The sequence below is a fragment of the Streptomyces nanhaiensis genome, assembly GCF_046614825.1.
Classification (GTDB): domain Bacteria; phylum Actinomycetota; class Actinomycetes; order Streptomycetales; family Streptomycetaceae; genus Streptomyces; species Streptomyces radiopugnans.
Genome location: NZ_JBKJFM010000067.1, coordinates 20,159 through 30,208 on the forward strand (window position 1 = coordinate 20,159; position 10,050 = coordinate 30,208).

Annotated in this window: 9 protein-coding genes and 1 pseudogene; 3 read left to right on the forward strand and 7 right to left on the reverse strand. The window is 74.7% G+C overall.

What is annotated here, in order from left to right:
• Window positions 1-6: 6 nt before the first annotated feature.
• From ACLIYP_RS16260 to ACLIYP_RS16275, 4 genes are all read right to left on the reverse strand, one after another.
• Window positions 7-1,095 (reverse strand): helix-turn-helix transcriptional regulator, encoded by a 1,089-nt coding sequence (locus ACLIYP_RS16260; RefSeq protein ID WP_412713854.1) that lies wholly within the window; start codon window positions 1,093-1,095, stop codon window positions 7-9.
• A 128-nt stretch (window positions 1,096-1,223) separates the two neighbouring features.
• Window positions 1,224-1,850 (reverse strand): LysE family translocator, encoded by a 627-nt coding sequence (locus tag ACLIYP_RS16265; RefSeq protein WP_412713855.1) that lies wholly within the window; start codon window positions 1,848-1,850, stop codon window positions 1,224-1,226.
• A gap of 182 nt (window positions 1,851-2,032) precedes the next feature.
• Entirely contained in the window at window positions 2,033-2,818 is a 786-nt protein-coding gene (locus ACLIYP_RS16270; protein ID WP_412713856.1) for an SGNH/GDSL hydrolase family protein, read from the reverse strand.
• Between the two features lie 312 nt (window positions 2,819-3,130).
• Window positions 3,131-5,290 carry a HelD family protein gene (locus ACLIYP_RS16275; RefSeq protein ID WP_412713857.1) on the reverse strand — a complete coding sequence of 720 codons (2,160 nt, stop codon included), beginning with the start codon at window positions 5,288-5,290 and terminating at the stop codon, window positions 3,131-3,133.
• A gap of 431 nt (window positions 5,291-5,721) precedes the next feature.
• Here ACLIYP_RS16275 and ACLIYP_RS16280 point away from each other — a divergent pair, with 431 nt between their 5' ends.
• Complete coding sequence (locus ACLIYP_RS16280) at window positions 5,722-6,009, forward strand: hypothetical protein (protein WP_412713858.1); 288 nt, start codon at window positions 5,722-5,724, stop codon at window positions 6,007-6,009.
• A gap of 298 nt (window positions 6,010-6,307) precedes the next feature.
• Complete coding sequence (locus ACLIYP_RS16285) at window positions 6,308-7,429, forward strand: glycosyltransferase 87 family protein (RefSeq protein ID WP_412713862.1); 1,122 nt, start codon at window positions 6,308-6,310, stop codon at window positions 7,427-7,429.
• 16 nt (window positions 7,430-7,445) lie between these two features.
• On the opposite strand, the pseudogene ACLIYP_RS16290 reads toward ACLIYP_RS16285, so the two are convergent.
• Window positions 7,446-7,721: pseudogene (locus ACLIYP_RS16290) on the reverse strand (prolyl aminopeptidase); the annotation flags it as partial.
• Between the two features lie 39 nt (window positions 7,722-7,760).
• On the reverse strand, window positions 7,761-9,422 hold the full coding sequence (locus ACLIYP_RS16295) for a DNA repair helicase XPB (protein WP_412713863.1): 1,662 nt from the start codon (window positions 9,420-9,422) through the stop codon (window positions 7,761-7,763).
• A 184-nt stretch (window positions 9,423-9,606) separates the two neighbouring features.
• Between ACLIYP_RS16295 and ACLIYP_RS16300 the strand changes: the two genes are divergently transcribed.
• Window positions 9,607-9,798: a hypothetical protein gene (locus ACLIYP_RS16300; protein WP_412713859.1), complete on the forward strand. Its 192-nt coding sequence runs from the start codon at window positions 9,607-9,609 to the stop codon at window positions 9,796-9,798.
• A gap of 13 nt (window positions 9,799-9,811) precedes the next feature.
• Here ACLIYP_RS16300 and ACLIYP_RS16305 read toward each other — a convergent pair.
• On the reverse strand, window positions 9,812-10,050 hold a 239-nt coding region (locus tag ACLIYP_RS16305), incomplete at its 5' end, for a WYL domain-containing protein (protein WP_412713860.1).

Sequence of the window (10,050 nt, forward strand, 5' to 3'; positions counted from 1 at the left end):
CGCCGTTCAGCCGAACCGGGTGCGCCCGTCCGGCCGCTGGGAGTCCAGGAGCCCGGACCGGGCGAGCAGGTAGCCCAGTTGGGCCCGGCTGCCGGCCCTGAAGTGGTCCGCGGCCCACTTGATGTGGTTGGCCACGGTGCGGGGGCTCACGCCCAGCCGGCTCCCGATCGCCTTGTCGGTGTGCCCCTCCACCATCAGGCGCAGTACGGCCCGCCGGGTCTGGGAGGTGAAAGCGTGCGGCTGCCACCGGTCCGTGCCGCGGAAGACGGGCTCGGCCCGGTCCCACGCGCAGTCGAAGGCGTTCACCAGGTAGCGCACGATCGCCGGGTGGCGCACGGACAGGGCCGCCGGCTGGTGCTCCTGCGCGGCGGGTATGAAGGCGACGGCGCCGTCGAAGACGGTGACCTGGTTGAACGCCTCGGCCAGGGTGCGCACCTCGGCGCCGGCCGCGGTGATCTTCTCCGCGTAGGCGAGCGTCGGGCCGTGGGAGCGCACGGTGTGCTGGTACAGCACCCGCTGCCGTACCCCCCTGGAGCACAGGTCCAGCGCCTCCGGCAGGGCGCGGGCCAGTGCCTCCTCACCCAGGCCGCCGCCCGGCTGGGCGGTCATCACGTCGCTCCCGCAGGACCGGGCGGCCCGGCGCAGGGCCCGGTCGACGGCCTCCTCGCCGAGCAGCAGGTCCGCGGTGCGGTTGACCTCCCGGCCGATCTGCCGGTACGCCGCCTCCGCGCGGGCCAGCACCGACCGGACCGACCGCAGGGCCTGCTCCTGCTCCAGGATGGCCCGCTCGATCGGGCGCGCGAGCCTGGCGGCCGCGATGTCCGGCGGCACCGGGACCAGCGTCCCGGGGCTCTCCGGCGACCGGCGCAGCAGCCCCAGTTCCAGCAGGCATCCGGGCGCCTGCGCGGCGGGCGCGCTGCCCCGGGTCAGCGCCTGCCGGTAGAAGGCGTCGCCCTCGTCGCAGATGTCGGACCCCGGGCGGCCGGCCGTGGTCCCGGCCGTGGTCCCGGCCGTGGTCCCGGTCGTGGCTCCGGGCTCGGTTCCGGTCGTGCAGCCGGTCTTGCTGCCTGCCGTACCGGTCGTGACGGTGCACATGTGGCGCTCTTCCAGCTTCCGGGTCTTCGTCCCCTCTCCGCCCCGTACCGGGCCCGGGGCGTCCGCGGGGCGCCCGGTCGGGGCGGCGGCGGGGAGCGGCGGGGGACGGCGGGTCGGAGGGCGGTCGGTCAGGCGATGGCGACCTTGGCGGCGAGGCCGAGGAAGACGACGCCCGCCAGGCGGTTCAGCCAGGTGCCCGAGCCGGGCCGCTTGCGCAGCCGCTCCCCGATCCGGCCCGAGAGCAGCGCGATCACACAGTCGACCAGCAGCCCGATCACCGTGAACGTCACCCCCAGCACCAGGAGTTGGAGGGCGGGACTCCCGGCGGAGGGCGTGACGAACTGCGGCAGGAAGGCGAGGTAGAAGATGATGATCTTGGGGTTGAGCAGGTTGACGATGGTCGCCCTGCGGAAGACCGTCATCGGCGGCGCGGCCGTGTGCTCCCCCTCGAAGGTGGTCCCGGAGGAGTCCCGCAGCGTGTGCCAGGCCAGGTAGACCAGGTACACGGCCCCGGCGTAGCGGAGCACCTGGTACGCCGTCTCCGACGACTGGACGAGGGTGGCGACCCCCAGCGCCACCGCGATGGTGTGGCAGGCCATACCGGCCGACATGCCCAGCGACGCCAGCAGACCCGCCCTGGTGCCCTGGCTGATGCCGTGGGTGAGGATGTAGACCATGTCGGGGCCGGGAGTGACGCAGATGACCAGCACCGCCATGACGAAGACCGTGTAGGACGCCAGTCCTAACCCGAACATGTTCCCCCTCTGATCCGGCCGACCGTTCGGAACCTAGACAGCCGGGCCGCTCCGCGCAACCGGTACCGGCCCGTCGGCGCGATCCCGTCCGCCGGCGGACGGGAGAAGGCGGGAGGAGGGGGCCGCCGCGTCCGGTTCCCCGCACCCGGGGCGCGGGGAACCGGACGCGGGTGCGCACGCGCCTACGAGACGGCCGCCGAGAAGGCCGGCAGGTACCCCTTCTCGTGGCCCTCGGCCGTGGGGTGGATGTTGGTGGAGCTGATCCACGGGTCACTCGTGCAGATCTCGTGCCCGGCGAAGGCGGGACGGGCGTCCGCGAAGGCGAACCCGGCCGCGGCGGCGCGGCCGGCGATCACCTGGTTGAGCACGTCGGCGCCGTCGTTGATCGCAGTGCGCTTGCCCGAGCCCATGCTCAGGCAGAAGCCGCCCTCCTTGTAGAGGTAGGGGTAGCCCACGACGACGACCTCGGCGTTCGGCGCGCGGTCGCGGATGGTGGCGTACAGGGCGTCCAGTTCGCGGGGAAGCTCGTCGCGGGCGTAGTCGGCGGCCTCGTCCAGTCTCTGCTCGCAGGTCGCCTGCGAGGAGAGCACGCAGGTCAGCATGATGGAGGCGAAGCCGGAGTCGTTGCCGCCGATGCTGATGCTCACCAGCGTCGTGCTCTGGTCCAGATACCGCACCTGGTTGTTCAGCACGTCCGGGATCTTCGCCCCGCCGCAGGCGGCGAAGGTGAAGGACGCGGGTGCGGAGAGCCGCGCCCACCGGGCCGGGTAGGCGTTGCCGCTGCGGGTGCACAGCACGTCGGAGTAGTCTCCGGCGCCGGTACCGGAGGAGTAGGAGTCGCCGAGGGCCACGTAGTTCTCCGCCGCGTTCTGCGTGGCGTTCCCGGCGGCCGAGGCGGGGGCGGCCGGTACGGCGAACGCCGTCGCCAGGGCCAGCAGGGCCGTGGTGAGGAGTCGGGGGACGCGCATGGTTTCCTCCAGGAGACATGCACAGGGGTGTGAGGGGGCGTCACACCATTACCGCCCCGGACTGCTCCTGAGATCAGTGAAATCGCCGGTCCTGGCACTCGGGTGGGTGATGCGGTGCGGCTTCCTGTGATCGTCAGACGATCACAGGAAGCCGCCGGGGGACGCTCAGGCGCCCGCGCTGACGGGCGCGTCCGCCCGAGCGGCCTGCCGCCCGTCTCGCCGCACCGCCGCATCGGTCATCTCTCTCCCCTCACCGCCGGGTAGGACGGCCCCGCCGGGCCGGTGGCTGCCTGCGCGCCGCCCGGCGTCCCGTCAGGCGCCGCCCCCGTCGCGCAGCGGCTCGGGCAGGGGGGCCGCGTGGACGACGGTGAGGCCGGAGACCGCGCGGGTGAGGGAGACGTACAGGCGGCGCAGGCCGGTGCGCTCGTCCGGTTCGCCGTCGACGACGGCGGCCGGCTCGTCCAGGACCACGTGGTCGTACTCCAGGCCCTTGGCCAGGGTCGCCGGGACGAGGGTGAGGCGGGCGCCGGCGTCCGTCTCCGCCCCCGGGGCGAGGTGGGGGACGCCGACGGCGTCCAGGGCCGCGGCCAGGACGGGGACGCGGGCGTCGGCGGCGATCAGGCCGATCGAGCCCTCGCGCTCCAGCGCCTCGCGGCAGGCGTCCACCACCGCGCCGTCCAGTTCCTCCACCGCCACCGCCCGCACCCGCAGGGAGCCCGCCGCCTCGCGGATCGAGGTCGCCTCGGACAGGCCCGGCGCGATGTGCGGCAGCAGCCGGGAGGCGTACGCGATGACCTCGCGCGGCACGCGGAAGCCCCGGGTCAGCTCCTCCACCGCCGCGTCCGGCTTGCCCAGGTGGGACAGGGCCTCGGCCCAGCTCGCGGTCGCCCACGGCGTGGTGCCCTGCGCCAGGTCGCCCAGCACCGTCGCCGAGCCGGTGGTGCAGCGGCGGCCCACCGCCCGGTACTGCATGGGGGAGAGGTCCTGCGCCTCGTCCAGGACGACGTGGCCGAGCGAGGGGGTGCGCCGCACCAGGTCGGCGGCCTCGTCGATCAGCACGGCGTCGGCGGCCGACCACTTCGCCGACCGCACCCCGCGCGGCGGCTTCGTCCACAGGATCGCCTTGCGCTCCTCCTCGGTGAGGATCCCCTCGGAGCACTCGGCCAGGAAGCCGTCGTCCGACAGCAGCCGCAGCACCAGCCTCGCCGGATCGACCTCCGGCCACACGGCCTTGACCAGGGCCTTCACCGCCGCGTTGCGCGCCACCGCGTCCTGCACCCGGTCGTCGGGGGCCTCGCCGGAGCGCTCCATGCGCGTCAGCACGGCGTGCGCGACGCGCCGCGGCAGGGCCTCGCGGGCGGCGCCGTAGCGGATGCCGCGCTCCAGCAGCTCGCGGACGATCTCCTCCAGTTCGTACGCCGGGACGCGCCAGCGGCGCGAGCCGCGGACGACGACGCACGGCTCGGCCGGCATCGTCACGCCCGAGCGGACCGCGCGGCGCAGCACCTCGGCCATGCGGGCGTCGCCCTTGATCCGGGCGGCCTCCGGGTCGTCCGTGCCGCGCACCTCCACGCCCGTCGCCTCGGTGACCAGGTCCTCCACGGTCGCCTGCCGCACCGCCAGCTCGCCCAGCGCCGGCAGGACCTGCTCGATGTAGCGCAGGAAGGACCGGTTGGGGCCGATGACCAGCGTCCCGGTGCGGGCCAGGCGCTCGCGGTGGGCGTAGAGCAGATAGGCCACGCGGTGCAGGCCGACGGCCGTCTTGCCGGTGCCCGGCGCGCCCTGGACGCACACGGTGCCGTCGACGCCGGTACGGACGATCTCGTCCTGCTCGGGCTGGATGGTGGCCACGATGTCGCGCATCGGGCCGACGCGCGGACGCTCGATCTCGCGCCTGAGCAGTGCGCCGGCCTTCTCGGCCTCGTCCGGGTCGGACAGCCGCTCGTCCTCGTACGCGGTCAGTTCGCCGCCGGTGTAGCCGAAGCGGCGGCGCAGGCCGACGCCCTGCGGGTCCTTCTTGGAGGCGCGGTAGAAGGGCTGGGAGACGGGGGCGCGCCAGTCGACGACCATCGGGTCGCCGTCGGTGTCGTGGACGTGGCGGCGGCCGATGTAGTAGCGGGCCGCCTCCGGAGCGCCGTCCTCCGCAGTGCCGTCCTCCGCAGTGCCCTCCTCCGGGGCGGGGGAGGAGCCCGGAGGGCTCGGGAAGTCCGTGTAGTCCAGGCGGCCGAAGAACAGCGGGGTGTCGGCGAGGTCGGCGAGGGCCTCGATCCGGGCGTCGATCTGGCGCTGGAGCACCTCGGCGTTCACCCAGTTGGCGGTGACGTTCCGGATGTCGAGCGACTCGACGTCACGGCGCATGGCGCGCAGCGCGGTGCGCGAGGCGGCCAGGTGGGCGCGTTCGCGTTCGAGGGGGTCGAGCGTGTCGGGGTCGGACATGCCGGGGGCGTGCGGGTCGGGAGCGTGCGCGGGCATGTTGCTGGCCTCCTGCGGAAAGCGCGCACGACGGCGGCACGGCGAGCCGCGCGGGCGTGCGGCCGCGCCGCACGCCGGGTGCGGTGGACGACAGGGTCGGAAGGGGACCGCGTACGCCGACGGGGCCGGAGGGCCGGCGGAAGCCGGCCGGAGTGCGGCCGCCGGGGGCGCGGTCCGTCGGCCGGTACCGACCGGCCGGCTCCTCCCCGGCGGCACGGCGGCACGCGGGCATGCGGAAGGCACGCCGTGCGGTGCCGTGGCGCGGGAGGCGGGAGACGCGTGATTCTAGCCCCGCTCGTCCCGGTGGGCGAACGGTTTTCCCCCGTACGCGGGGAGGGTGGACGGACCGGGTTGCGGGCGGAGGAAAGCCGTGGTGAGACCTAGGATGGATATGGACCAATAGGGCGAAACGACTGCAAAACCGTGGAGTCATGAACAGCACCCCCATCCCTCCCCAGACATCCGGCGGCCGGGCCTCGGGCGCCACCGCGCTCGCCGCGCTCGACGCACGGAGCGGCGACGGCGGCCACCGCCACCGCCGGCACCTGCTGGGCGACGCCGTCCGGGCGATCTCCGTCTTCGCCGCCGCGGCGTTCGACGTCGCGGTCCTCGGCGACTACGCGGAGGCGCGAGAGGAGGACCGGGAGCAGGGCTCGGAGCACAAACGGGACCACGGGACGCGCGAGGGCAGAGCGCACGAGCCCGCGACCCGCGCCTGACACCCGGCCGGGCGCACCGGACCGTCGGTTAGGGTCGCTCCGCGGCGGCGACCGCGGAGGACCGCAGGACGACCGTCGACCGACGGACCGGAACCCAGGAGGTGGCCGAGTGCCGACCGCGCCCACACCCGACACCGGCACCGGGGGCGACCCCGGCCCTGGCCCCGGCGCCGGGCGCCCGGCCCGCACCGCACGCGACGGCCGTACCGCACGTGCCGGCCGTACCGCTGCCCGCGCCCGGATACGCGGCGCGTTCGGCGCGCCCGGCGGCAGCCGCACCCGCGCGGCGGCCACCGCCCTGCTCGTGCTCTCCCTCGCCGCGCTCGCGGCGGTCTGCGCGGCGCAGCCCAGCTTCCTGGTGGACGTGCTCGTCTACCGCGCCGAGGGGCAGGCCGTCGTCGAGGGGCGCGACCTGTACGGCTTCACCGTCACCGAGTGGGACCTGCCCGCCACCTACCCGCCCTTCGCCGCGCTGCTGTTCGTCCCCACCGCCCTGCTGCCCCTGCCCGCCGTCCAGGCACTCTTCACGGCGGGCAACGTCGTGCTGCTCGCCCTGCTGGTCCACCTCTCCCTGCGCCTGGCCGGGCGGCGGACCTCCCCGGCGCTCCTGACCGCCGCCACGGCGGCCGGCCTGTGGCTGGAGCCGGTCTTCCAGACCATGGTCTTCGGGCAGATCAACCTCGTCCTGGCCTGCCTGGTCCTGTGGGACCTCGGCCGCCCGGACGGCGCCCGCGGCAAGGGCCTGGCCATCGGCGTCGCGGCCGGTATCAAGCTCACCCCCGCGATCTTCGCCGTCCACCTCCTGCTGACCGGCCGCGTCCGGGCCGGGCTGACGGCGCTGGCGGGCTTCGCGGGTACGGCGGCGCTCGGCGCGGCCGTCCTGCCGGGCGCGAGCGTGGACTTCTGGACGCGGCGGATGTTCGAGACCGGCCGCGTCGGCAAGGCGTGGATCGTCGACAACCAGTCCCTCCAGGGGATGATCGCCCGCCTCCTGCACACCCCGGAGCCCGGCCTGTGGTGGGCGGTCCCCGCGGCCGTCACCGGTCTGCTGGGGCTGTGGCTGGCCCGCCGCGCCCATCTGCGCGGACGGGAGGGCTGGGGGGTGCTGGCCGTCGCGGGCACGGCGGTGCTGGTCTCGCCGATCAGCTGGTCCCACCACTGGGTGTGGTGCGTACCGCTGCTCGCCGTCATGGCGGCCGCCGCCTCGCCGTCCCGCCGGTGGCCGCTGTACGCCGCGGGCGCCGTCGCCGTGCTCTTCACGGCCCGCACGCACTGGCTCGTCCCCCACTCCGGCGACCTCGACCTCCACCTGCCCTGGTGGCAGCAGCCCCTCGCCTCCCCGTACGCGCCCCTGGCCCTGGCCCTGCTGGCGTACGCGGCGTGGCGCCTGCGACGGGAGAGCCCCCAACCCACCGGATGACTCCCCGGCAACGCCGTCACCGCGCCGTGAAGCGGTCCAGCGCGTCCAGGACGCGGGTGCGGGTGGTGGCGCCGCCGAGGTGGCCCTCGGCGGCGACGACGGTCAGCTCCGCGTCCGGCCAGGCGCGGGACAGCTCCCACGCGGTGTCGAGCGGGCTGCTCAGATCGGCCCGGCCGTGGATCAGCACGCCCGGGACACCCGCCAGCCGCCGCGCGCCGCGCAGTAGCGCGCCCTCCTCCAGCCACGCGCCGTGGGAGAAGTAGTGCGCGCCCAGGCGTACCAGTCCGCGGCGGCCCCCTCGTTCCGCCTCGTTCCGCGGTGGAACGCGAGGCTAGCCCACCTCGTCCGGCTCCTCGTCGCCCGCCAGCAGCTCGGAGGCGTCCACGATGCGGTAGGCGTAGCCCTGCTCGGCCAGGAAGCGCTGGCGGTGGGCCGCGAAGTCCTGGTCGACGGTGTCGCGGGCGACGACCGAGTAGAAGCGGGCCTCGTGGCCGTCCGCCTTCGGGCGCAGCACGCGGCCCAGGCGCTGGGCCTCCTCCTGGCGGGAGCCGAAGGTGCCCGACACCTGGATGGCGACGGTGGCCTCGGGCAGGTCGATGGAGAAGTTGGCCACCTTGGAGACCACCAGCACCGACAGCTCGCCCGCGCGGAAGGCGTCGAACAGCTTCTCGCGCTGCGCGTTGCCGGTGTCGCCCTTGATCACGGGCGCGCCCAGGTGCTCGCCCAGTTCGTCGAGCTGGTCGATGTACTGGCCGATGACGAGCGTCTGCTGCCCGGCGTGGCGGCGCACCAGCGCCTCGGTGACGCGCTGCTTGGAGGCGGTGGTGGAGCAGAAGCGGTACTTCTCGTCCGACTCGGCCGTCGCGTACGCCAGCCGCTCGGACTCGGTCAGGTCCACGCGGACCTCCACGCAGTCGGCCGGGGCGATGTAGCCCTGCGCCTCGATCTCCTTCCAGGGCGCGTCGAAGCGCTTGGGGCCGATGAGGGAGAAGACGTCGGACTCGCGGCCGTCCTCGCGCACCAGCGTGGCCGTCAGGCCGATGCGGCGGCGGGCCTGGAGGTCGGCGGTGAACTTGAACACCGGGGCCGGCAGCAGGTGCACCTCGTCGTAGACGATCAGGCCCCAGTCGCGGGAGTCGAACAGCTCCAGGTGCGGGTACACGCCCTTCCGCTTGGTCGTCAGCACCTGGTACGTGGCGATGGTGACGGGGCGGATCTCCTTCTTCGCGCCGCTGTACTCGCCGACCTCGCTCTCCGTCAGCGAGGTGCGCCGCACCAGCTCGCTCTTCCACTGCCGGGCCGAGACGGTGTTGGTCACCAGGATCAGCGTGGTGGCCTTCGCCGTGGCCATCGCACCCGCGCCCACCAGCGTCTTGCCCGCGCCGCAGGGCAGCACGACGACGCCGGAGCCGCCGTGCCAGAAGTTCTCCACGGCCTGCCTCTGGTACGGGCGCAGCGCCCAGCCGTCCTCGTCCAGCTCGATCGGGTGCGCCTCGCCGTCGACGTAGCCGGCCAGGTCCTCGGCGGGCCAGCCCAGCTTGAGCAGCGCCTGCTTGATCTGGCCGCGCTCGGAGGGGTGGACGGCGACGGTGTCGGAGTCGATGCGGGCGCCGACCAGCGGCTGGATCCGCTTGGAGCGCAGGATCTCCTCCAGCACCGGCCGGTCGGAGGACTCCAGGACCAGCCCGTGCACGGGGTGCTTGAGCAGCCGCAGCCGGCCGTAGCGGTCCATCGTCTCGGCCACGTCCACCAGCAGCGCGTGCGGCACCGGGTAGCGGGAGTAGGTGACCAGTGCGTCGACGACCTGCTCGGCGTCGTGCCCGGCGGCGCGGGCGTTCCACAGGCCCAGCGGGGTGAGCCGGTAGGTGTGGATGTGCTCGGGGGCCCGCTCCAGCTCGGCGAAGGGCGCGATGGCGCGGCGGCAGTCGTCGGCCTGCTCGTGGTCGACCTCCAGCAGCAGGGTCTTGTCGCTCTGGACGATCAGGCAGGACACGCGCACCTCCAGCGATCGGATCGTCGTGTGACGGGCGCACACGCCGAATGGAAGAGTCTACTTTTTCCGGGCGCGCGGCGGCGTGCCCGAGCGACCGGCGGCCCCCGGCGGGGCCCTTCGGCCCTACTCCGGGGGGCCGCCCCGCCCGTGCGGGGGACGGCCCGCGGCGCCTACGCTGCCGGTCATGGAAGCGATCCGGAGCAGGCGGACACGGCGTGCGGGGGGCTGCGGCATGGACGGCTATGTGAAGTGGGCGGGCAGGGTGGCGGCGACCGCCGGGGCGGTCGCCGCGCTCGCCGGGGCCTGGGCGGCGATCGCCGGGGCGGTGGCGGCCACCAACGGCGCGAAGGCGGCGCGGAGGGCCGCGCGGCGGTGAACGCGGCGGCGGGTCACGCCCGGCCCGCCGTTTCCGCCGGACCGTCCGGGGTCCCTACGTCCGCCGCGCCCGTGATGCGGTGCAGCGGGTAGGTGCGGACCTCCTCGGCGGCGTGGTCGTACGCCGTGACGAGGCCGCCCTCGACGCGGACGGGTTCGACGACGCGCTGACCGGCGGTGCCGTCGGCGTCCACGTGGCCGATCCACACCGGCGTCCCGCGGCGGGCGGCGGCGCGCAGGACGGCCAGGGTGT

Coding starts and splice junctions, on each gene's coding strand:
- ACLIYP_RS16260 (WP_412713854.1), bottom strand. CDS start 1,095: ATGTGCACCGTCACGACCGGTACGGCAGGCAGCAAGACCGGCTGCACG.
- ACLIYP_RS16265 (WP_412713855.1), bottom strand. CDS start 1,850: ATGTTCGGGTTAGGACTGGCGTCCTACACGGTCTTCGTCATGGCGGTG.
- ACLIYP_RS16270 (WP_412713856.1), bottom strand. CDS start 2,818: ATGCGCGTCCCCCGACTCCTCACCACGGCCCTGCTGGCCCTGGCGACG.
- ACLIYP_RS16275 (WP_412713857.1), bottom strand. CDS start 5,290: ATGCCCGCGCACGCTCCCGACCCGCACGCCCCCGGCATGTCCGACCCC.
- ACLIYP_RS16280 (WP_412713858.1), top strand. CDS start 5,722: ATGAACAGCACCCCCATCCCTCCCCAGACATCCGGCGGCCGGGCCTCG.
- ACLIYP_RS16300 (WP_412713859.1), top strand. CDS start 9,607: ATGGAAGCGATCCGGAGCAGGCGGACACGGCGTGCGGGGGGCTGCGGC.